Here is a 25,156-nt window from a genome sequence, read left to right on the forward strand (position 1 = left end):
CGCCGGGCGTTTGAAGTGGCGCACGGCGCCCGCGCCGAGGTCGTCAATCCTGTCTGGCGACGAACCTTGCACGACCTCTACTATGACGTGGCCATGCTTCGGGAAACCTATGCATTGGCCAGAAAGCAGGGGCGGCTTTCAGACCGAAACGGCTATGTCGTCGTCGACGATCCGTCGGTCGGAGACTTCATGGATCGCAAGCGCGCAGACTGCGTGGCGTCGGCTCAAGGGCTCAGGATCGCGGCCGGGCTGCAGCCCTTCTGAAAGCCGGATCTAGCGAAAGGGCTCGCAGTCCGCTTCCCGGGCGATAGCCGTCCGGCCAGTGCAAGCTCACGCCGAAGACCCCTGCGGCGCGGGGGCGCCGACGATATGGGCCGCCCGCACCTTCGAAAAGTGAAGGGCGGACAGGAGGACCCCGCCGACGCAGATGACCGTCGTGGCGTAGGCGATCGCCGCGAAGAAGCTGACCCAGTCGAGATGCACGGCGCCGAAGTTGCGGAACAGGAGAAGGCCGACGGTTCCCGCGTAGCCGCTCGCGTCGGCGAGGTAGATCAGGAACCCGGCGGTGCCGACCTCGCGCGTAGTCGCGATGATCCGGTCGAAAAGCATGGCGTTGAACGGCGTATAGGCCATGTAGACGCCCGCACCGGTCAGGATGGTCCATGCGAGAGGGTCGAGCAGCCCGGCCTGGTAGGCGAGCGTCGAGGCGCCGATCAGAAGCGCGCCGCCAATGATCGCGCCGTGGACCAGCAAGAGGGCCCGCCGGTTGTCGCGCACGACCATCAAGGCGCCCAGGATGGCGAGCGAGGCGAGGGCGACGGGGATCTCGCTGGCCGTGAACAGGGCGGCGACGTTCTTGTAGCCGAGCTGCTGCCAGATCTCGGCGGCGAAATTATCCCGGAAGTCCCTGAAGGCCGTGAGCAGGACGTAGGCCGCGACCAGCGGGATGATCGCGCCCGCATGGCGGCGCAGGAAGGCGCTTCGCTGGTCGCGGTTCATCGGCGCGCGTTCGGTGCGTTCGGCGCGGTCGGCGGCATTGGGCGGCGGCAGCATCGACAGGCCGAGCACCGCGATCAACAGCATGGGAAAGAACAGCGCGCCGGCGGCGGCGGGCATCCAGAAGGCGCTGACGCCCATGTCATCGAGCAACCAACGGCCCGCGGATTTCACCACGCCGGACGACAGGATGAAGCTGGAACACAGGATCGCGCCGATCATCTCCGATGTTCGGCGTCCTTCCACATAGCTGAACACCAGCCCCCAGATCAGCCCGAGCGGAAGTCCGTTGAGAAACAGAGCCCCGACGTTCCAGGGCGCGGGCACGACCGCGAACAACACCAGCGCCAGCCAGGACAGGACGATCAGCCCCACGATCGAGGCCGCCCGGCGTGCATGCCCGAGCTCGGAGATCAGCTTGACCCCGATGATCTTCGACAGCGCATAGCCCAGGACCTGGGCGACGATCAGGGCGATCTTGTAATCGAGTGCGAAGCTCCAGTCCGCCACGTTCTCGAACGTCGCCGCGGCGAAGGGCTTTCGGAACGCATACATCGCGAAATAGGCCGAGAAGGACGCGAGCCCCGCGAAGGCGCAGAAGAGCGCGGGATGGGCGCGGTCCAGGCGTTGCGAAAACGTCATTGGCCGCCGCTCAGGCCGGGCAGCGCGATCGGGCTCAATGCCCGAAGCGGTCGGGCGACATCCATGACGGCGCGGATCAGTGAGGTGCGTCGCCGGTCCGCGAGGCAGACCAAGTAGCCCGAAAGGCCGTAGCCGTCGATGTTCCCCTCGATCGGTCGATAGACGATGCGCGGATCGGGCGGCGCCTCACAGGAGAAGAAGAAGCCCAGGCCCACGCCCAGGGCGATCGCTTCGCGGATGGCCTCGCGCGTATGCATCTCGATCACCGTAGCGGGCTCGATTTCGGCGCTCGCAATCAGGGACTGCGACACCACCCGGGTCCGTGAACTCTGCTCGCGGACCAGGAGCGTCTCACGGACCAGGGCCGGAAGCGGGAAGGCGTCCAGCTTGGCCAGTTCGTGCTGGGCCGGCAGCCCTATCGTCAGCCGATCCGCATAAAGAGGCTCGTAGGCGAACAGGGAATCGCCGGGCGGATCCGACGCGATCGCCACATCCGCCTCGGCCTTGCGCAACAGTTCCACGACCTCACGGGCGTTCCCGATCCGGACGCGGAGCTGCACCTTGGGATGGAGCTGGCGAAACGCGGCGACGAGATGGGCGGCGTAAGGGGGTGAATCCGATGCGATCCTGAGTGTCGCGCCGTCGACGCCGCTTGCTTCTCCCAGCATTTCGCCGATGTCGGCGCTGGCGGAGAAGAGTTTCTGGGTAAGCCGGAACAGGTCCTGCCCCGCCTCGGAAAGCTTCAGCGGCGACTTGCGGCTATGGAAGAGAACGACGCCGTGCCGTTCCTCCAGCGTCTTCAATTGTTGGGACAACGTCGGCTGTGAAACGTTCAGCCGTCGCGCGGCGGCGCTTACGCTCGCCTCGATGGCGATCGCATGGAACGCCCTGAGATGTTGGAAATTCACCGACATTCCGGTCCCGGCTGATGCGGCTGATGCGGCGTTGGGAGGTGGGAGCGTCATGGTCGACATGGGCGTCAGTTTGATGACGCCGGGGCCGTCGAACCAATAGGTGCTTCCTATGGGCGGCATAGGCGCAATGACTTTGCCGTAGCCGCGCTATCCGATCATTGGGCCTCTGCCGACGGCGGCGAACTGCTTCCGTCCATCGACCTCATGCGGGGAGCAGAGACGTGCAGCACACAACCAAACAGGGGCTGGCCACAAGCGTGGCGGTCGCGGCCATCATGCTTGCGGGGGGCGCCCACGCCCAGGATGCGGCGGCCAACGGGGAGCTGCAGGCCACCGTGATCGACGAAGTCATCGTCACCGCCGAGCGCGTCGCACGCGGCAACAACGTCGTCGACCAGCAGCAGATCGAGGCGCTCGCGGGCGGCGAGAACCTGGTCAATGCGATCCGGCTCGTGCCCGGCGTGCAGATCCGCGGATCGGACGCTTTCAACGGCGACCCCTGGAGCTACGGCATCAACATCCGCGGCTTCGAGGTGAACCTGCGTAATTCCAAGATCGGCCAGACCCTGGACGGCATCCCGCTGGGCAACGCGTCCTACTATCTCGGGGGTACGCCCGCGATGAAGTACCTGCTGTCCGAAAACGCCGACAGCATCCAGGTCAACCAGGGCACGGCCGATGTTGGGTCGCCATCATCGTCCGCGCTCGGCGGCACGATCGCCTATTCATCGCGCGAGCCGCGCCAGGACTTCGGCGGGCGCATCAGCAGCACGATCGCAAGCTACGACAGCTATCGCTTCTTCGCCGACATCGACACGGGCCTGATCCTGGGCAACACCCGCGCCTATCTGAGCGCGGCCAAGCTCGACACCCACCTGTGGCCGCACGGCGGCTCGACCCCGGCGGGACTGGAGCAGTTCCACGTCGAGGGCAAAAGCGTCACCGACCTGGGCGATCTCAGCATCACCCTGCGCGGCTCGTACGACGACAGCGACGACGATCCGGTGATCGAGTCGACGCGCGCGTTCATCGAACAGACGGGATACCGGGTCGACGGCTCGTCGTCGGTGTTCAACCCGAACAGCGCGGCGGCCAACGAGTACTGGGCCGACGAGTGGGCCGGCGTCCGGAAGAACACCCTCGGCTCGGTGACGTTCGACTGGGACGCGACCGATACGGTGAAGGTCAGCCTGGCGCCTTATTTCCATCACCAGGAAGGCGTCGGGGAATTCCTGCCGCCCTATCAGGAGCCCCGCTTCGTCAACACGGCCAACCCGGGCGCGTTGCAGCAGGTGCTGTATGCCGGTTCCCGCATCCGCACCACGCTGGCGGACAACCAGGGCCGGGCGGTGCTGCCTTTCGCGACCGGCGGCGTTGAGCGGATCTACACCAACCTGGCGGGCGAGACCGTGCGGTCCTCGACCTGCTTCAACCCCGACAACACGCCCAGAGCCGGCGCTGATTGCTCGTCGGCCCAGAGCTATCGCAACAGCACCTACAACCACGACCGCTATGGGGCCGTGTTCAATGTGAGCGCGGAGGTCGGCGACCACGTTCTGCGCGCCGGCGTCTGGTACGAGCACATGGACCGCGACTTCGGTCGTAAATGGTATCCCTACATCGACATCCGCAGGGGGCCCATCGCTTCGGGCGTCGTCTATCGCGAGGACTTCAAACAGAATTTCGAGACCGATCTGGTCAAGCTGCACATCGCCGACACCTGGACGCCGACGGACCGCCTGACGGTCGATCTCGGCCTGCAGCACTACTTTGTCGACATCTCCGGCGAGTCCGTCGAGGACCGCAACTTCAATGCCGCGGGCGTGCAGATCTCGACGACGGTTTCCGAGCTCAACAGCGACAGCGACATGCTGCTGCCGTCGATCGGCGCCGTCTACGACCTGACCGACGATCTCCAGATCTTCGGGGGCTACTCGCGTAACTTCGCGGCGATCGGCGACTGGGCGGTTGAGAAGACCGGCACCGACTTCTCCAACCTCAAGCCGGAAGTGGCCACGAACATCGACCTGGGCCTGCGCTACTCAAGACCGGGACTGCGCGCGGCGGCGACGGTCTATCACATCGAATACAACGACCCGATCGTCTTCCTGACCGATGACTTCGCGATCGGCCAGCCCGAGATCAACTATTCGGCAGGCACCGGCGGAACCTATTTCAACGTCGACGGCGGCGTGCGGTCCCGTGGCCTTGAGGCCAGCGTCGACTACGACGTGACCCGCAACATCGGCGCCTACGCCGCGGTGACGGTCACCGACGCGATCTATACGGACGGTTTCCGCGGGGCGAGCTACGGCGGCAACAAGGTCGAGGTGCCCAAGGGAGCCAATGTCGCGGGCACGCCCGACTACATTCTCGCCGGCGCGCTGACCTATCACGACGCCGACTTCAACGCCCAGGTCTCGGTTCGCCATATCGGCGAGGCGCCCGGCGACGCGGCGAACACCCCGGAGCTCGAGATCCCGGCCTATACCCTGGTCGATCTCTCGGCGACCTACAGGCTGCCCTTGAACGGCGATCGTTCGGTCGAGGCCAAGCTGGCGGTCAACAATCTGTTCGACGAGCGCTACATCGGCGGCATGCTCGATGATTTCACCCAGCGTTATACCGTGGGCGCGCCGCGCAGCGCCTCGCTTACGCTGTCGCTGGCCTTCTGATGGGGCGTCCTGTGTCGCGCGAATATGATCTCGCGGTGGTCGGCGCCGGCATACTGGGCCTGGCTCATGCTCTTGCCGCCGCGAAGCTGGGCAAGCGCGTCGTGGTCATCGACCGCGACGCGCAGGCCAACGGCGCCTCGATCCGCAACTTCGGCTTCGTGACGGTCACCGGCCAGGATCGCGGCCTGACCTGGCGGCGCGCCAAACGATCATGCGCCGTGTGGACCGAGGTCGCGGCCGAGGCCGGGATCGCCGTCGAACAGCGCGGCATGATGCTGACGGCGCAACGTCCCGAGGCCTTGGCCGTGATCGAAGCCTTCGCCGAGACCGAGATGGGGGAGGGCTGTCTGCTGCTCTCCCCGCAGGAGGCGCGATCGCGCTTTCCCCTGCGGTCCGACGGGGCGGTATCAGGAGCCCTGTGGAGCCCGCACGACCTGCGCGTTGAATCGCGCACCGCCATTCCCGCGCTCGCCCGATGGCTTGAAGAGCGCTGGGGGGTCGCCTTCATGCGCGGTACGACCGTTCACGAAATCTCCGCTCCCGACATTGTCACAAGCAACGGCGCGCTCCGCGCTGAAGCCGTGGTCGCATGTCCCGGCGATGACTTCACGGGCCTGTATGCCGATCGCATCGCGGCGCGCGGCCTGACACGATGCCGCTTGCAGATGCTCCGCCTGGCTGATCCGGGGGTGCGTCTGCCGGGCGCGCTGATGTCTGATCTGAGCATGATCCGCTATGCGGGGTACGCCGCCCTGCCCGAAGCCGAGACGCTGAAATCGCGGCTCGAGGCCGAACAATCCGGCCACGTCGCCAACGGCATCCATCTGATCGTCGTCCAGAGCGCCGATGGATCGCTCGTCGTCGGCGACAGCCATCACTATGCCGACACGCCGCCGCCCTTTGCGTCCGACGCGGTCGACCGGTTGATCCTGGACGAGTATGCGGCGCTTCTGGGCTTCGCGCCCGATATCACCGAGCGGTGGACCGGCACCTACGCCTCGGGACCGGACCAAAGCTTCATCGATGCGCCGGAGCCGGCGGTCCGGCTGGTGATGGTGACGAGCGGCTCGGGCGCCTCGACCGGTTTCGCCATCGCCGAGGACGTCGTCGGCCAACTCTACGGCGTGAAGATGGGAGTGGCGGCATGACCGGCGTGATCAAGGCGGTGGTGTTCGACTGGGCCGGGACAATGGTCGATTTCGGCTGCCGCGCGCCGGTCCGCGCGCTGCTGTCGGTGCTTGATGGGGCAGGCGTCGAGGCGACAGAGGCTGAGGTCCGCCAAGACATGGGACGGGCCAAGCGCGCCCATATCGCGGCCCTGCTCTCAATGCCCCGGCTTGCCGCGCAATGGCGCGCCGCGCACGGTCAGGCGCCTGAGGATGCCGATATCGACCGGCTTCACGATGCGGTGGAGCCGCTGATGATCGCCGCGGCCGCCGAGTGCGCCGAGTTGATCCCCGGCGCCGCCGATATCGTGACGGACCTCCGTCGAAGCGGAATCCGCATCGGTTCAAACACCGGCTATACGCGCCCAATGATGGAGGCGATCCTGCCGCGCGCCGCCCAGCAGGGCTATACGCCCGACGTGCTGGTCTGCGCAGGCGAAACCACCGAGGGCCGCCCATCGCCGCTGATGGTGTGGAAAGCGCTCGTCGAACTGGGCGTCTGGCCCGCGGGGGCCTGCATCAAGGTCGACGACGCGCCCGTCGGGATCGCGGAAGGCCGGAACGCCGGCTGTTGGACCGTAGGGGTCGCGGCCTCGGGCAATGGCGTGGGACTTGATCGGGCGGCGCTGTTTTCGCTGGCCCCCGCTGAACGCGAGCGTCGAATCCAGATCGCTCGGGCGGCGCTGCTCGACGCCGGCGCTCACATCGTCATCGATACGGTGGCGGACTTCTCTTCGGCGCTGGCCGCCGTGGAACGCCTTGCGTCCGGCGGGCGGGTCGAGCCCGTCCTGTCATCTCAAGAAATGGCCTGATCTCCTGTGATCCGCCGTTCACCGCGCTGGAGCCGCGCGAGGACTAGCGCGCCTTCAGCTGGGTGAGCAGATCGTAGGCGGCGTTGCGCTTCCGGGGCAGAAAGGCGTTGGACACGGTCACGATCGCCCGCTTCCGGGCCGGCGCGATCAGGGCCGCGGCGTGCCACAGGGTGTTGCTGCCTTCGTGACCGTAGCGCACGCCCTGCGCCCAGGGGTCGTCGGCGCGGACCCCCCATCCTTGGGCGTAGTCGCTCCCCGGCGGCGGGGTGAGCAGATGGGCGATGGTCTCCGGCTTCAGGAAGCCGCCGCCGTCGGTCAGGAACAACCGCAGGAATTTGGCGTAGTCGGTCAGGGACGCATGGACGCTGCCCGCCGGCCCCATGGCCGCGGGATTGTCCGCGCCCGAGGCCGGGTCCATCGGGATCAGGCCGAACAGGCCCAGAGGCAGGCGACGATGTCCCCAGGGTTGGTCGCCTCGAGGCGGGCCGAAGCCCGCGCCGGCCATCTGCAGGGGACCGAACAGCCGCAGCCGCATCGCCTCTTCCCAAGGCGCGCCGACCAGACGTTCGATGGCGGCTCCCGCCAGCACGAAGTTCATGTTGGCGTACTCGAAGACGCCAGGCCTGGCGTTCGGAGGCGCGGCCAGAGCCTTGCCGACCAGCGAGATGCGCTGGGCCTCCAGCGGACGCTTGTCCGTCCGCGCTTCGGCCAGCCAAGGCCCATCGATCAGCCCGTTGTCGCTGAGCCCTGCCGTATGGCTCATCACCTGGTCGACGGTCGTCCGGGTCCAGGCCGGGTCAAGGTTCAGATCCGGGAACAGCTCGGGCAACGTCGCGCCCCAATGGGCCAGGCCGTCCTCGACCAGCTTGCCGTACAGCGCCGCAGTCATGGCCTTGGTGTTCGACCCGAGATGCCAGAGGTCATTCTGGGTCACGACGTCGGCCGCGCCGCGTCGGCGGACACCCGCAGCTTCGAGATAGCTCACCCCTTCGGGCGTCACGATCATGCCCGCCACGGCCGGGGCGCCAGTGGTGTCCAGCAGCCGCTGAAGCGAGCCTTCCGGCGCGGCGGCGCCGTCCTGGGAACATCCGGTCAGGCCCAACGCGGCCGCGGGAGCGACCGCCACCAAGAGACGTCGATCAATCATCACGGTGCCTCCGCTTCAAAGAATGGCGATAGCTGACGCCGCGCGGGCCCGGGGTTCAAGTGATCTTTCGGCAATATTGTGAGCAGGGGCGCGCTCCATGGGGCGTCGTCTTTCGCGTGCGCGCCCGGGCTGGGGATATGCATCGAGCGTTCCGATGGGCCCCTTGATCGTAGCTTCAAACATCGCGCCTCAGGCGAGTTCGCGAATGCAAGCTACGATAAGGCTTCATGTGCAATGAACTTTTCAGAGAAGCTTGGGAACATTTTCCATTCATCAGCGCTGAAGGTTTCAGGAGGCGGTATTTTCTTTCCTTGTGGGAATAGAAATGCTGATTTTTGAGGGCTGTGGTGGGGGTATGCGCGAATTCACCATTCGATTGCTGGGCTGACTCCGAGCGTGTTGTGAACGCTATCGGGTTTGTCTTGACACTGGTGATAGCCGAAATCTTGTGAATTGTAATTCGGTTGGGCTTTTGCTTGACCAATGTTTTTGTCATCGATGTTTGTGCGTTCCGATAGTGGTGATGAATGATGTTCGTAGATCTATAGAGTCGCCACATTCAGCGGAATCAGCGTTGCTGAGTTACTTTTGTATGTTGAGTTTGTTCTGGAAGTTGAATGACGTTCTTGTTCTGAAGTGATGATCAGCTTTTATGTTTGACGGGATGCTCTCGCCCCATCTTTCCGGACTGCGTGCTGCTCTTACGAGTGCACTTGTCGGCCTGACGATTCTTTCAGGGACCGGGGCGGCCCAAGCCCAGCAGCGATCCATCCTGAACACCGGCTTTGAGGCTCAGAACCCGAACGGCCCAGGGGCGCCTTCCTTCCAGCTGTTCAACAGCGGGGCGGTCACGGGCTGGAGAGCTGTCGCCAACTCGAACAACACGGCCACTCAGATCGAGCTCTGGGACAGCGGCTTCCAGGGCGTGGCCTCCTACGAGGGCTCCGTTCACGCCGAGATGAACGCCAATGTTCCCGGCGCCCTCTATCAGGAGGTCTGCTTCACCACGGGCGAGAGCATCGGCTGGTTCTTCGCCCACCGAGCCCGCGCCGGCGGCGCCAATCCGCAGATCGCCAATTTCGAGATCGCCAATTCCTCCGGGACCGTGCTGCAGACCCTGGCGTCGCAGAGCTCCCCGATCGACAACCTCTGGCACACCAATTCGGGGACCGGCGTCTACACTGGCGCGACCGGAATCCAGCGGATCCAGTTCCGCACGACCAATCCGGGCAGCGTCGGCAACTTCCTGGACGCGATCCAGATCGATCTGGCCGCCTATGCGGAGTTCTCGTCGGCGGCCACATCGGCGCTGGAAGGCGCCGTCGGCCCGACGGTTCCGTCGATCACCGTGACCGGAAAGGTCGACCAGGCGGTGACCATCCCGCTGACGATCACCGGCGGTACGGCGACCTCGGGCGTCGACTACACCCTGACGCCGCTGTCGATCACCATCCCCGCCGGCAACTATAGCGGCACGCTCTTCCCGGTCCCGCTGACGATCATCAACGACAGCACGATCGAGGCCGACGAGACGGTCATCATCCGCCTCGGCACGCCCAGCAACGCCGAAATCTTCCTGGCGAACACGGGCTGCAGCGGCAACCCGGCCCTGCAGGCGACCCACACGATCCTGAACGACGACGTCGATCTGCGCACCAACAAGACCCTGTCCTCGACCAACGCCTCGCCGGCCGAGGGCGATGCGGTCTCGTTCCAGATCGCGGTGACCAACCTGGGCGCGCGGACCGCGACCAGCGTCACCCTGACCGACCAACTGCCCGCGGGCATGACCTTCACCTCCGCGACCCCGAGCACGGGGAGCTACAACAACGCCAACGGCGTCTGGACGCTGGGCAACCTGGCCGCCGGCGCGACGGCGACCCTGACACTGACCGGGACCGTCAATACGGGGCAGGCGGGGAACACGCTCACCAACACGACGACAGCCGCGACAGGAACCAACGTCGATAACAGCCGCACCGCCGGAGACGATCTGACCGAGAGCGTGGTGGTGAATTCCACCTCGGGCCTCTCGGTGGCCAAGAGTGGGGTGCTGGATCGCGGACCTGACAACGTGGCCGGGGTCGGCGACGTGATCACCTACGCCTTCACGGTGCGGAACACAGGCACCAGCGCCTTGACCAACGTCACCCTGACCGACCGGCTGCCCGGGGCGATCCTGACCGGCGGTCCGATCGCGACACTGCCGCGCGGCGCGACGGACACCACGACCTTCAAGGCGACCTACACCCTGACCCAGGCCGATGTGGACCGGGGGAGGGTGGACAACACCGTCGATGGAACAGCCCGGGACGGGACGGGGACCACGCTCACGGCGACCGGCCAGACCACCACGCCGATCCCGCAGACTGTCGGCCTCGGCATCACCAAGACCCAGACCGGCGGGCCGACGACGGTCAACGCCGCCGGGCAGACGCTGACCTACACAGTGGTGCTGCGGAACACCGGCAACATCACCCAGACCAACGCCAGGGTGGTCGACACCCTGCCGAACGCCGTCGCCAGCACTCTCGGCGGGCAGACGGAATCGGTGCTGGCCGACGGCCTGTTGCAGCCGGGTGAGACCTGGACCTACACGGTCGCCTACGTGACCACCCAGGCTGACGTCGATGGCGGCGCGCCGCTGGTCAATTCGGCGCTGGGAAGCAGTGATCAGTCGTCGCCCGTATCGGCCACGGCGACGACGCTGGTGTCGCGCAATCCGGTGATGGTCGTCACCAAGCAGGTGGACCGCGCCAGCATCGGCCAGCCGGGCGTGCTGAACTACACCATCACGCTGCGCAACGCCGGAAACGTGACGCTGACCGGGATCTCGGTCGCCGACACCCTGCCGAGCGGCGCGGCCGGGGTGCTGTCCGGGCCGACCGGCGACGGCGGTGTGGCCGGAGCCATCGATGTCGGCGAGAGCTGGACCTATACGACGACCTACAATGTCAGCCAGGCCGAGATCGAGGCGGGGACCGCCCGGGTCAACTCGGTCACCGGGCGAACGGCTCAGATCAACTCTCCATTGACCGCCACGGCGACGACCACGATCACCCGCAATCCGGCGGTGGCCATCGACAAGACGGTGGATCGGGCCTCGATCTCGGCGCCGGGCGTGCTGAACTACACCGTCAGGGTCAGCAACACCGGCAATCTGGCGCTGACCGGCGTGGCGGTGAGCGACACGCTTCCGAACGGAGCCGTCGGAGCCCTGACCGGGCCGACGGGCGATGCCGGCGTGGTTGGAACGCTCGATCTTGGCGAGACCTGGACCTACACCACCACCTTCAATGTCGCCCAGGCGCAGATCGACGCCGGCACGACCCTGGTCAACACGGCCCGGGTGACCACCACCCAGACCCCGACCGCGGTGACCGACACGGCCGCCACCACGATCGCGGCCTCGCCGGGTCTGACGGTGCGCAAGACGGTGGACCGGCCGACGATCTCGGCGCCCGGCGTGCTGAACTATACGATCACGGTCGCCAACACCGGCAATGTCTCGCTGACGGGGGTGACGCCGACCGACACCCTGCCGAACGGATCGGCCGGAAGCCTGGCGGGCCCGACCGGCGATGCGGGCGTCGCGGGGACGCTCGATGTCGGCGAGACCTGGACCTACGCCACGACCTACAGCGTCACCCAGGCCGAGATCGACGCCGGAACGGACCGGACCAACACGGTCGGCGTCGTCACGACCCAGACGCCGACGCCGGCGACGAGTTCGGCGGTGACCCGGATCCAGAGGGCGCCGGCGATCACGATCGACAAGACGGTCAACGTGGCGTCGCTCTCCTCGCCGGTCACGCTGGTCTACACGATCGTCGTGCGGAACACCGGCAACGTCGCCCTGACCGGGGTGAACGTGACCGACACCCTGCCGGACGGCTCGCCCGGCGTCCTGTCCCCGCCGTCCGGGGACGGCGGCGTGATCGGCGTGCTCGATGTCGGCGAGGCCTGGACCTACGCGACGAGCTTCAACGGCGACCAGGCCCGGATCGACGCCGGCGTCACCCTGGTCAACCAGGCTTCCGTGACCACGACCCAGACGCCGACGCCGGCGACCGACACCGCGGTGACGACGATCGCGGCCTCGCCGGGTCTGACGGTGCGCAAGACGGTGGACCGGCCGACGATCTCGGCACCCGGCGTGCTGAACTACACGATCACGGTCGCCAACACCGGCAATGTCTCGCTGACGGGGGTGACGCCGACCGACACCCTGCCGAACGGATCGGCCGGAAGCCTGGCGGGGCCCGCCGGGGACGGCGGCGTGATCGGCGTGCTCGAGGCGGGCGAGACCTGGACCTACGCCACGACCTACAGCGTCACCCAGGCCGAGATCGACGCCGGAACGGACCGGACCAACACGGTCGGCGTCGTCACGACCCAGACGCCGACGCCGGCGACGAGTTCGGCGGTGACCCGGATTCAGAGGGCGCCGGCGATGGTGGTCGACAAGACCGTCGACCGAGCCTCGATCTCGGCGCCGGGCCCACTGAACTACACCGTGACCGTGCGCAACACCGGCAACGTCGCCCTGACCGGAGTGGCGGCGTCCGACACGCTTCCGGACGGAACGGCGGGAAGCCTGGCGGGTCCGGCCGGCGACGGCGGCGTGGCGGGCGTGCTGGATGTCGGCGAGACCTGGACCTACACGACGCTCTTCAACGTCACCCAGGCGCAGATCGACGCCGGGACCAATCTGACCAACCTGGCCTCTGTCGTCAGCACCCAGACGCCGACCCCGGCGACCGACACCGCGGTGACGACCGTGTCGCAGCGGGGCGCCTTCCGCATCGACAAGACCGTCGATCAGGCGGTGATCTCGGCGCCCGGGGTGCTGAACTACGCGATCCGGGTGATCAACACCGGCAACGTCTCGCTGACGGGGGTGACGCCGGTCGACACCCTGCCGGACGGATCGACCGCGGTCCTGTCGGGCCCGACGGGCGACGGCGGCGTGGCCGGCGTCATCGATGTCGGCGAGACCTGGACCTACGCCACGACCTACAGCGTCGGCCAGGCGCGCATCGAGGCCGGCGGAACCCTGATCAACGCCGTGTCGGTGACGACCGATCAGACCACCGCGCCCCAGGATGACGCGGCCACCTCGATCGCCCGTTACTATTCGCTGTCGATCGACAAGATCGTCGACCAGAGCAGCACCAGCACGGTCGGGACGGTGCTGAACTACATCGTGACGCTGCGGAACACCGGAAACGTTTCCCTGACCGGGCTGAACGTGACCGACACCCTGCCAAGCGGCGCGGCCGGCGTGCTGACCTTCACCGGCGGCGACACCGACGGCGACAATCAGCTGGATGTCAGCGAGCAGTGGACCTACGCCGGGACCTATACGGTCACCCAGACCGACATCGACAACGGCGCGACCCTGGTCAACACGGCGCGCGCCACCTCGACCGAGACGCCGGTGTCGGTCTCCGACACCGCCACCACGATCGTCAACCAGACCGCCGGCATCCTGGTCGAGAAGGATGTCGACAAGGACACGATCGCGGCCGCCGGGACGCTGACCTACATCATCCGGGCGACCAATATCGGCAACACCACGCTGAGCAACGTCACGCCGGTCGACACACTGCCGGACGGCTCGATCGCGACGCTGGTGGGCCCCAGCGGCGACGGCGGCCTGCCGGGCGAGATCGACGTCGGCGAGACCTGGACCTGGACCACCACCTATACGGTCAACCAGAACCAGCTGAACGCCGGCGTCGACCTGATAAACAACGTCACGGTCACCGCGACGGACCCGGGCGGCAATCGCACGGACTCGGATTCCGTCACGACGACCCTGGTCCGCGTTCCTGGCCTGGCGGTGACCAAGACCGTCGATCAGGGGGCCATCTCGGTTCCGGGAACGCTGAACTACACCCTGACGCTGTCGAACACCGGCAACGTTTCGCTGACCGGCGTGGCGCCGATCGACACCCTGCCGGACGGAACCACGGCGACCCTGGTCGGGCCGACGGGCGACGGCGGAACACTCGGCGTCCTCGATGTCGACGAGACGTGGACCTATACGACCGCCTTCGTCGTCGATCAGGCGCGGATCGATGCGGGGACCGCGCTGGTCAACACCCTGTCGGCGACCACGACCCAAACCCCGACGCCGGAGACGGCGTCCGCCACCACGACGATCACGAGCGCGCCGAGCCTGCGGGTGACCAAGATCGTGGACCGGAGCGCCATCTCCGCGCCGGGCCCGCTCAACTACACGATCACGGTGGCCAACACCGGCAACGTCTCCCTGACCGGCGTGACGCCGACCGACACCTTGCCGGACGGAACCGCCGGGGTGCTGAGCGCCCCCGCCGGCGACGGCGGCGCGCCCGGCGTGCTCGATGTCGGAGAGACGTGGACCTACACGACCAGCTTCAACGCGGCCCAGGCCCAGATCGACGCCGGGGGGACCCTGACCAACAGCGTGTCCGTGGTCTCGACGCAGACGCCGACGCCGGCGACGGCGACGGCCGCCACGACGGTGTCCGGCACGCCGGGGCTGGCGGTGACCAAGACCGTCGACCAGGTCTCGATCTCCGCGCCGGGCGTGCTGAACTACACCCTCACGCTGTCGAACACCGGCAATGTCTCGCTGACCGGGGTAGCGCCGACCGACACCTTGCCGGACGGATCGACGGCGGTTCTGTCAGGCCCGACCGGCGACGGCGGCGTGGCGGGCGTCATCGATGTCGGCGAGACGTGGACCTACACCACGACCTTCGCCGTCGATCAGGCGCGGGTCGACGCCGGCGCGACCCTGATCAACGCCTTGTCGGCGGTTACGACCCAGACTCCGACGCCGGAGACGGCGTCCGCCGCGACGACGATCACGAGCGCGCCGAGCCTGCGGGTGACCAAGGTCGTGGACCGCGCCGCCATCTCGGCGCCGGGCCCGCTCAACTACACGATCACGGTGGCCAACACCGGCAACGTCTCCCTGACCGGCGTGACGCCGACCGACACCTTGCCGGACGGAACCGCCGGGGTGCTGAGCGCCCCCGTCGGCGACGGCGGCGCGCCCGGCGTCCTCGATGTCGGCGAGACCTGGACCTACACGGCGGTCTTCAACGCGACCCAGACCCAGATCGACGCCGGCGCGACCCTGACCAACAGCGTCTCCGTGGTCTCGACGCAGACGCCGGCGCCGGCGTCGGCGACGGCCGCCACCACGGTCTCCGGCGCGCCCGGCCTGGCGGTCACCAAGACCGTCGACCAGGCCGCAATCTCGGCGCCCGGAACGCTGAACTACACCCTGACGCTGTCGAACACCGGCAATGTCTCCCTGACCGGCGTGGCGCCGATCGACACCTTGCCTGACGGAACGACGGCGACGCTGGCCGGTCCGATGGGCGATGGAGGCGCGCCTGGCGTGCTCGATGTCGGCGAGACCTGGACCTACACCACCACCTTCGCCGTCGATCAGGCGCGCATCGACGCGGGGACGGCCCTGGTCAACACCCTGTCGGCCACCACCACGCAGACCCCGGCCGCCCAAACCGCCTCGGCCACCACTACCGTCGCCGCCGCGCCCGACCTGACGGTGACCAAGACGGTCGACCGCACGGCGATCTCGGCGCCGGGCGTGCTGAACTATGTGATTCGGCTGAGGAACGCCGGCAATGTCTCCCTGACGGGCGTCGCGCCGGTTGACACCCTGCCTGACGGAACGACAGCGACCCTGGCCGGCCCGACGGGCGATGGCGGGACCCCGGGCGCGCTCGATGTCGGCGAGACCTGGACCTACACCACCACCTTCGCCGTCGATCAGGCGCGGATCGATGCGGGAACGGCCCTGGTCAACAGCCTGTCGGCCACGACGACCCAGACTCCGACCGCCCGCACCGCCTCGGCGACGACCATGGTCTCGAGCGCGCCGGCCGTGCTGATCACCAAGACAGTCGACCATGCGACGGTCAGCAGCCCGACTACGCTGACCTACACCATCCGTGCGCAGAACGCGGGCAACCGTTCGCTGAGCTCGGTGGCGCTGAACGACACCCTGTCCAACGGCGGCGCGGTCGCCGTCGGGGCGCCGTCCGAAAGCCTGTCGGGCGGGACCGCGGGCGTGCTCGACGTCGGCGAGACCTGGACCTGGACGGCGACCTACGCCCTGACCCAGGCCGACATCGACGCCGCCGCCACCCTGGTGAACACGGCCTCGGTGACCACCGACCTGACCGCGGCCCAGACCGCGACCGCCAGCACCATGGTCAGCGACATGTCCGAGCTGATCGTCGAGAAGGACGTGGACCTGCAGCAGATCAGCGCGCCGGGCGTGCTGACCTATGCCATCCGGGTCACCAACGGCGGCAACACCCGGCTGATGACCCCGGTGCTGACCGATACGCTTTCGAACGGGGGCGTGGTCGTCGTCGGGGCGCCGTCCGAAAGCCTGCCGGGCGGGACCGCGGGCGTGCTCGACGTCGGCGAAACCTGGACCTACGCCGCCACTCACACCGTCACCGCGGCCGAAATCGATGCCGGCGCCGACCTGGTGAACACGGCCGCCGCGACGGCTCAGCGGCCGGCCGGCGGGACCCTGGCGGCCGATGACACGGCGCTCACCCGGATCACCCAGCGGGTCGATCTGGAACTGGTCAAGACCGGGGTCCTGAACCTGGGTCCGGACGGCCGCATCGGCGCGGGCGACACCATCAGCTTCGCCTTCGCCGTCTCCAACACCGGCAATGTGACGATCAACACCCTCACCCTGACGGATGGCTTGCCGGGCGTCGTCGTTTCAGGCGGCCCCATCGCCAGCTTGGCGGCGGGGGCGACGGATACGACGACCTTCACCGCGACCTACGCCATCACCCAGGCCGACATCGACGCGGGCCGGATCACCAATCCGGCCACTGCGACCGGGACCACGCCCGGTGGCGCGACTGCGACCGCCTCGGACGAGGTGACCCTGGCGCTGACCGGCCTTCCGACCCTGACGCTGGACAAGACCGGCAGCCTGAACATGGGGGCCGACGGCCGGGCGGACGTGGGCGATCTGGTCACCTACGCCTTCGTCGTCACCAATATCGGCAACGTCACCGTCAACGGCGTCACGATCAGCGATGTCCTGCCGGGGATCGTGCTGAGCGGCGGCCCGATCGCCACCCTGGCGCCCGGAGCGTCGGACACCGGTTCGATCACCGCGACCTACGCCTTGACCCAGGCCGACATCGATGCGGGCCGGGTGATCAACACCGCCACCGCCAACGGACAGGATCCGAGCGGCAACCCGGTTTCGGCGAGCGACGGCCTGACGACGCCGATCGTGGGAACGCCGACCCTGACGCTGGACAAGACCGGCGCGCTCAACCTGGGCGCGGACGGCCGGGCGGATGTGGGCGATCTGATCACCTACGCCTTCACCGTGACCAACACGGGCAACCAGACCCTGACCAATGTCGGGATCACCGACGCCCTGGCCGGGGTGACGATGAGCGGCGGCCCGATCGCCAGCCTGGCGCCCGGAGCCTCGGACACCAGCTCGATCACCGCGACCTACGCCTTGACCCAGGCCGACATCGATGCGGGCCGGGTGATCAACACCGCCACCGCTTCGGGCGCAGCGCCGGGCGGCGGGCCCGTATCGGCGACCGACAGCCTGACCCTGCCGGTGACGGGAGCGCCGCTGCTGACGCTGGACAAGACCGGCGTGCTGGACCTGGGCGGAGACGGCCGCGCCGGCGTCGGCGACGTGATCACCTACGCCTTCACGGTCGCCAACGCGGGCAATGTGACCCTCAGCAATCTGGTCATCACCGACGCCCTGGCCGGGGTGACGGTGTCGGGTGGTCCGATCGCGACCCTGGCGCCGGGCTCCTCGGACGCTACGACGATCACCGCGACCTACGTCTTGACCCAGGCCGACGTCGACGCGGGGCGGGTGATCAACACCGCCACCGTCACCGGCCAGACGCCGTCCGGCGACCCGCTGACCGGGACGGACAGCGTGACGGTCGCCGTGGCGGCCGCGCCGGCCCTGACGCTGACCAAGACCGCGGCGCTGGACGACGGCGGCGACGGACGCGCGGATGCGGGCGACACGATCCGCTACGGCTTCCTTGTCGCCAACACAGGCAATGTGACCCTGAACAACGTGACGATCGCCGACGCCCTGGCCGGGGTGACGGTGTCGGGCGGCCCGATCGCCAGCCTGGCGCCGGGCGCTTCGGATGCGACCACGATCACGGCGACCTACCTCCTGACCCAGGCCGACATCGACGCGGGGCGGGTGGTCAACACGGCCACGGCGACAGGGCAGGGGCCTGGAGCGGTCTCGGTCTCCGACGCGGACACGGTCACCACGCCGATCCTGGGCGCGCCGGCGATCGTGGCGACCAAGTCGGCCGCGCTGACCACCGACCGGGCGACGCAAGGCGTGGGCAACGCCGGCGACGTGATCACCTACACGGTGACGGTCGCCAACACCGGCAATACGACGGTGGAGAACCTGGTCGTGGGCGACGCCTACGAAGGCGGGACCGAGACCTTGCTAAGCTGCGCGCCCACCACCCTGGCGCCGGGGGCGACGGCCAACTGCGCCGCCTACACCCACGTCATCACCCAGGCCGAGGCCAACGCCGGCGAACCGCTCGACAATGTCGTCTCGGCCAGGGCGCAGGTGCTGGGACGGCCGGCCGTGAGCGCGACCGCCGGGGCCGCTGCGACGATCACCGTTGAACCCGATCCGACCGATCTGCAGATCACCAAGTCGGCCGCGCCGCGCGATGTGAAGATCGGCGACCTGGTCCGTTACACGGTCACCATCGTCAACGTCGGGGCGGTGGACGCCGTCGACGTCACCATGACCGACACGCCGCCGGCGGGATTCACCTATGTCGACGGTTCACTGGCGGTCGACGACCTCGACGACGCCTTCCGCCTGGCCGGGGTCAATCCGATCCGGGTCGACCAGATCGACATCCCGATCGGCCAGCGGGCGACGGTGGTCTATCTGCTGCGTGTCGGCGCCGGCGTCCGGCCGGGCAGCCACGTGAACAGCGTCGTCGCCGAGGACGGGGCGAGGCGCTCCAACATCGCCACCGCCGAGGTGCGGCTCACCTCCGATCCGCTGCTGGACGAGAGCCTGATCGTCGGCACGGTCTTCGACGATCGCGACGGCGACGGCTGGCAGGACGACGGCGAGCCCGGCATTCCCGGCGTGCGCATCGCCTCGGTCGGGGGGCTGATCGTGGAGACCGACCAGTTCGGCCGCTACCACCTGGTCGGTGTCGACGGCGGACCCTGGGAGCGCGGACGCAACTTCATCCTGAAGGTCGATCCCGTGACCCTGCCGCCCGGCAGCCGGTTCAGCACCGACAATCCGTTGCTGCGGCGCGTGACGCCGGGGCTGCCCGTCCGCTTCGATTTCGGCGTGATCCTGCCTCAGGCGGCCGCGCCGGCGGGTCAGGAGGCCCGGCCGTGACCCTCAAGGAAATGCTGTGCTGTTGTTCGATCCTGGCGGGCGCTTCGGTGATGATCGTCGCGCCGGGGCGGGCCCGAGCCGAGGAACCCCAGGCCGCGCCGGCGCCCCAGGACCCGCAGCCGGCGGCGGTGGGGCGCTGGAGCATCGCGGTGCCCGGCGGCGGCGCCATCTGGGCGACCGAGGATCCGACGCTCGGCCAGCCGTCGCTGAACATCTCGGCGCCGTCCGAGATCGCCTTCTCGGAAGGGCGCATCGCCGAACCGGTGCGCTTCTACGCCTACAACAATTATTCCGCCTTCATCGAGCGGTCGGAGGTGCTGGTCTATCGCGCCATCGACGCCGACCTGGTCGCGCCGATCGCTGCGATCCCGCTGCCTTCAGGCGCGGTGACGGAGATGGAGTGGGACGGCGTCCTGCCGGCCGATCTGGCGCTGCGGGCGGGCGACGAGCTGATCTACATCGTCCGGGCCTATGGCGCGGGCGGCGTCTACGACGAAACCTTCCCGCGACGCCTGCAACTGGTGACGCCCGAGCAGGCCGAGCGCCGGTCGCGCCTGCTGCGCACCACGACCGAACGTCGGTTCGGTGAAGCCTTCAGCGTGGAGGAAGCCTTGCGCCGCAGCCAGCTGGACCAGGTGTTCGGCGAGAACGCCCTGCGGCTGCAGAACATCCCGGTGCACGGCTCGAAGGTCCGCATCCAGGGCCGAGGCCTGCCCGAGACCTTCTCGGTGAGGATCAACGGGCGCGACCATCCCATCGATCTTGAACGCAAATTCGTCGCGGAATACCTGGTCCCGGTCGGGCCGCACGATTTCACGCTGGAGATGTCGGGAGCCGACATGCCGCCCCGCAGCGAGACGCTGCACATCAACGTCAGCGGGCGCTACAACTTCCTGGTCGGCATCGCCGACCTGACGGTGTCGCAGAACAGCGTCTCGGGTTCGACCGGCCCGCTGGCGGCCGATGATCGGCTTGACGAGGATTTCCTGATCGAGGGCCGACTGGCCTTCTATCTGAAGTCCAAGCTGCGAGGCCGCTACCTGCTGACCGCCCAGGCCGACACCCAGGAACGCGAACTCGACCGGCTGTTTGACGGTTTCTTCGACGCCGATCCGAGGGACGTGTTCCGTCGCCTGGATCCCGACCTCTACTATCCGACCTACGGCGACGACTCGACGACCTATCGCGACGTGGACACCCAGGGGCGACTCTACGGCCGGCTCGACTGGGACAAGAACCAGCTGCTCTTCGGCAATTTCGAGACGGGCCTGGGCGGGACCGAGTACGGCCGCTATTCCCGCAGCCTGTACGGCGGGGCGGCCGACCTGCGCAGCCGGGAGGTGACCGCCCTGGGCGATCCCGTCAGCCAGTTGCGGGCCTTCGCCTCCAGCGCCCAGACCGCGCCGGGCCACTCCGAGTTCCTGGGCACCGGGGCCAGCCTGTATTTCCTGCGCCAGACCGACATCCTTCCAGGATCGGACCGCGTGGTCATTGAGGTGCGGGACCCCACGACGGGACGCGTGGAGCGACGCACGCCGCTGCTGCCCGGCGCCGACTACGAACTGGACGATCTGCAGGGCCGGATCCTGCTGACGCGGCCGCTGACCCCAACCACGCGCGAGGGCGTGCCCGGTCTGATCACCGACACGCCCCTGGCCGGTTTCCTGCAGGTGCTGGTGGTCGACTACGAATACGTGCCGACAGGCTTCGATCCGGACGCCACCGTGGCCGGCCTGCGCGCCAAGCAATGGTTCGGCGAGCATCTGGGCGTCGGCCTGACCTATGTCGACGAGGCCAGGGCCGGTGACGACTATTCACTGATGGGCGCCGACATCACCCTGCAGGCGGGGCGGGGGACCTATCTGAAGGTCGAGCACACCCGGACCGAGAACGCGGGCGTGCCGGTCTTCTACTCAGACAACGGCGGCCTGACCTTCACCCAGCCGAGCGCCAACCTGGGATCGCGCGAAGGTTCGGCGACCGCGGTCGAGGCGCGGGTCAACCTGAAGGACCTCGGCCTGACGCGCGACGCCTGGGCCGCGGGCGCCTGGTGGCGGGACGTCGACGGCGGCTTCTCCACCGCCCGGTCCGATATCGGCGAGCCGGTCCAGGAGTACGGCGCCGAGGTCACCGGCGAGCTTGGTCCGACGATCAGCCTGTACAGCCGCTACAGCCATGCCGAGCGCGGCGACGAGGCCCTGACCCAGGCCCAGGTCACCGGCGAATGGCGCTTCCGTGAGACGGCGTCGATCGGCGCCGAGATCCGACACGTGGACGAGCAACGCAGCGGCGGACGCGGGCGCGGCGCCCTGGCGGCCCTGCGCTACACCCAGCAGGTGACGCCCTCGCTGGAACTGTACGGCCAGGGACAGCTCACCCTGGACGACGACGGGGGCGCCTACGCCCGCAACGACGCGGTGACGGTCGGCGGCACCTATCTGTACGGCGACCAATCCAGCGTCGGCGCGGAACTGACCGCGGGCGACCGGGGCAACGCCGCGCGCCTTACGGCCGAGCACCGGTTGGATCCCGACCACACGGTCTACGCCAGCTACACGGCCTCGACCGACCGCACGGACTACGACCCCCTGTTCAGCACCCGAGCCGACGACGGCTGGGTGGTGGGCCAGCGCTGGCGGCTGACCGACCGCACCAGTCTGTTCAACGAGAGCCAGTATCTGAAGACGCCCTTCGAGGCGGGTCTGGCCCACACCTTCGGCCTGGACTTCTATCCGTCGCAGGGGTGGAACCTGGGCTTCACGGTGACCCACGCCGATCTGGAACGGCGCCTGGGCGGCGGCCTGTACGGCCTGGTCGAGCGCCAGGCGATCAGCGTCTCCGGCGGCCTGACGTCACGGAACACCCAGTGGCAGAGCAAGGTGGAGTGGCGCCAGGACGACGGTCTGGAGGACCGCACCCAGTGGGTGACCACCAACCGCATCGTGCACAGGGTCAGCGAAAGCCTGCGCCTGGCCGGGCGTCTGAACTATTCCGACACCGAGGACCGGCTGCAGCCCGAGGCCGGCGCCCGCTTCCTGGAAAGCAACATCGGCTTCGCCTACCGCCCCTGGAACAGCACCCGTTGGGCCCTGTTCGGCCGACATACCTATCTCTACGACGTCTCGGCCTTGTCGCAGACCGGCGACGGCATGGCGCTCTACGACCAGCGCACCCAGGTCGTGTCGCTGGAGGGGATCTACAATCCGGACACGACCTGGGAATTCGCGGGCAAGGTCGCGCGCCGGGAAGGGGAGGTCCGCTTCGGCCGGATGACGGGCCAGTGGGCGGATTCCGGGACGACCTTCCTGGCCGTTCAGACGCGTCTGGAGATCGGCGGGCGCTGGCACGCCCTGGCCGAGTACCGCTACCTGGGCGTGGACGACGGCGGAACTCGGCAAGGCGTGCTGATCGGCGTGGATCGGGACATCGGCGATTACCTGAGGATCGGCGTCGGCTACAATTTCACCGAGTTCAGCGACGACCTGACGGACTTCGACTACGACCACCGGGGTCTGTTCCTGAACGTGGTCGGGAAGTTCTAGGGCGATCGATTCTGGACCCGCGAAACGATGCGGCCCGCAGCCGATCAGCGCTCCGGCAATCCCGCTTGAACCATCACCCTGATGAGTCGCTCGGACCCCTGAACAAACGCCGGGCTGGCGTTTGCGTAGGGCGTAGCGATGTTGAGGGCGGTCGAGCCGGGCCGCAACCTCAGCCCTTCCTGCATGGCGGCCCTGGCTTCGTCGATGCGGCCGGTCTGCTGATAGGCCACGGCCAGCAGCATGTGAGACCGTCCGGACGCCGGCGTGATGGCGATGGATCGATGGAGCCACGGCAGCGCGGCTTCGGGTCTCCCCAGCATGAGATTGGCCCATCCGGCGCCGAGAAGCCACGTCCAGCGCGACACCTGGGGCGTGTCGATCCGGTCGGCCTGTTCGAACGTCGCCAGCGCATCATCGAAACGCCCGAGGTGAACCTGGCCGAGGCCGACATGATACAGGGCGAGGCCGTCCCAGGGGTCGAGGCTCAAGGTCCTGGAACACTCCACCAGGCTCTCGACGAAACGGTTGGTCGCGCTGAGAAAGCGGCAGTAGGTCTCGGCGACCGGGATGGAGTTGGGCTTCACACGCCGGGCGCGTTCAAGCGTCGCCTGGGTCTGGGCCTGGATGGCGGCGACCTCCTGAGGGGTGTACCAGGCCATCTGGACCCCGCGGAGCTGAAGCCCGGCCAGGGCGACCGCCAGGTCGATGTTGTCCGGCTCGGCGGCGAGCGCGTCCTGCAGCATCGACTCGGCGACGCCGAAACGTTCGCGAGACGTCTGATTGATGGAGGCGCTGGCCTGATCGATCACGAAGCGGGCGCCGCCGGCGGATGAATCCGGAGTGGTGGTCTGGTCGCCGCCGCCTTCCATCAGATCGTTGAGACGTTGCGCCAGCATATGTCCGGCCCCGGCCGTCAATCGCGATTGCTGAAGTTCGAGGTCGTGGCCGTCCCCATCGACCGAGGAACCGGCCACGGCCAGGACTTCGCCCGTGGCCGTCCGGATCATGCGCGCCTGCAAGGTCCATGATCGCCCCGTGCGCCGCAGCTCGCCCCGTACGACGAAATCCGTGTTCTCCGTGGGCAGGGATGCAGCCTGTTCCGGTTGCGCCATCACCACGCGGACGGTGTCGATCCGCGCGAGGCCGTCGATCAGGCGGGCGGTTATCGCCGCCGCCATTTCCGCCCCCTCCGGGTCGGCGCTCGCGTCGACGATGGGGATGACCACGATCGCCGGCGCCCGGCGCCCGAAGAGGGTGTCGCGGCCGAATATGGATGCGCCGACCGCCAGGCCGAGAACCACACATAGCCCGATCACCCCGAGGGCGATCAGTCGTCCGCGGCCACCGCGGGGGAAGGCCGTCGGCGCCTCCCTTCGGGGTGCGGCGGAGACGATCTCGGCCGGGGCGGAGGCGGCGTCTTCGGGGCGGACGGCGGGGGTGTCCGTCACATCGACGTTCAGGATGTAGCCGTGTCCGGGGACCAGCTTGAGCATCTCGCGCCGGTGATCGCCGAGGGCGACGCGGACTTCCCGCACACACTGGAACAGACCGTCTTCGCCCACGTGGACGTTCGGCCAGAGCGCGTCGATCACCTCCTGCTTGCCGACGACCCGTCCGGTGTTCTCCAGCAACAACACCAGGAGGGAGAAGGTTTTCGGCCGAAGCTTGATGGACTCGCCATCAGGCCCGCGCAGCTCGGCCCTGCGTTGATCCAGTTCGAAACCGGCGAAACGATACACCGCGCGCCCCCCAATGCCGACCGGACGATTGTCAGGCGTCATCCGTGGCGGCCAGCTCGCTCAGATAT

Annotated in this window: 10 protein-coding genes; 6 read left to right on the plus strand and 4 right to left on the minus strand. The window is 68.0% G+C overall.

Features of this window, described 5'->3' with window-relative positions; translation table 11 throughout:
- Positions 1-264: hypothetical protein (locus AC1RRF_RS04795; RefSeq protein ID WP_492833315.1), on the plus strand; the 264-nt coding region annotated here is incomplete at its 5' end.
- Positions 265-330: 66 nt separating this feature from the next.
- Here AC1RRF_RS04795 and AC1RRF_RS04800 read toward each other — a convergent pair.
- Complete coding sequence (locus tag AC1RRF_RS04800) at positions 331-1,638, minus strand: DUF5690 family protein (RefSeq protein WP_492833317.1); 1,308 nt, start codon at positions 1,636-1,638, stop codon at positions 331-333.
- The gene (locus AC1RRF_RS04805; RefSeq protein WP_492833319.1) at positions 1,635-2,552 is read right to left on the minus strand and encodes a LysR substrate-binding domain-containing protein; all 918 of its coding nucleotides are present in this window, start codon (positions 2,550-2,552) and stop codon (positions 1,635-1,637) included. The genes AC1RRF_RS04800 and AC1RRF_RS04805 overlap by 4 nt, the downstream gene beginning before the upstream one ends.
- Positions 2,553-2,773: 221 nt before the next feature.
- Here AC1RRF_RS04805 and AC1RRF_RS04810 point away from each other — a divergent pair, with 221 nt between their 5' ends.
- Genes AC1RRF_RS04810 through phnX form a run of 3 tightly spaced genes read left to right on the plus strand, consistent with a single transcriptional unit; the run spans position 2,774 to position 7,205 of the window.
- Complete coding sequence (locus AC1RRF_RS04810; RefSeq protein ID WP_492833321.1) at positions 2,774-5,227, plus strand: TonB-dependent receptor family protein; 2,454 nt, start codon at positions 2,774-2,776, stop codon at positions 5,225-5,227.
- 11 nt (positions 5,228-5,238) lie between these two features.
- Complete coding sequence (locus AC1RRF_RS04815) at positions 5,239-6,375, plus strand: TIGR03364 family FAD-dependent oxidoreductase (RefSeq protein WP_492833322.1); 1,137 nt, start codon at positions 5,239-5,241, stop codon at positions 6,373-6,375.
- Entirely contained in the window at positions 6,372-7,205 is an 834-nt protein-coding gene (gene phnX, locus AC1RRF_RS04820; protein WP_492833323.1) for a phosphonoacetaldehyde hydrolase, read from the plus strand. The genes AC1RRF_RS04815 and phnX overlap by 4 nt, the downstream gene beginning before the upstream one ends.
- A gap of 43 nt (positions 7,206-7,248) precedes the next feature.
- On the opposite strand, the gene AC1RRF_RS04825 is transcribed toward phnX, so the two are convergent.
- Positions 7,249-8,352, minus strand: a complete 1,104-nt coding sequence (locus AC1RRF_RS04825; protein WP_492833324.1) for a serine hydrolase domain-containing protein — start codon at positions 8,350-8,352, stop codon at positions 7,249-7,251.
- 652 nt (positions 8,353-9,004) lie between these two features.
- On the opposite strand from AC1RRF_RS04825, the gene AC1RRF_RS04830 reads away from it, so the two are divergent.
- Positions 9,005-19,807: a DUF7507 domain-containing protein gene (locus AC1RRF_RS04830; protein ID WP_492833325.1), complete on the plus strand. Its 10,803-nt coding sequence runs from the start codon at positions 9,005-9,007 to the stop codon at positions 19,805-19,807.
- Positions 19,804-23,349, plus strand: coding sequence for an RHS repeat domain-containing protein (locus tag AC1RRF_RS04835; protein ID WP_492833326.1), 3,546 nt, complete (start codon positions 19,804-19,806; stop codon positions 23,347-23,349). Before AC1RRF_RS04830 ends, AC1RRF_RS04835 begins: the two co-directional genes overlap by 4 nt.
- Positions 23,350-23,393: 44 nt before the next feature.
- Here AC1RRF_RS04835 and AC1RRF_RS04840 read toward each other — a convergent pair whose 3' ends face one another.
- Complete coding sequence (locus tag AC1RRF_RS04840; protein WP_492833327.1) at positions 23,394-25,088, minus strand: winged helix-turn-helix domain-containing tetratricopeptide repeat protein; 1,695 nt, start codon at positions 25,086-25,088, stop codon at positions 23,394-23,396.
- Positions 25,089-25,156 lie beyond the last annotated feature (68 nt).

The organism is Brevundimonas sp. GW821-FHT12C05 (assembly GCF_058807475.1).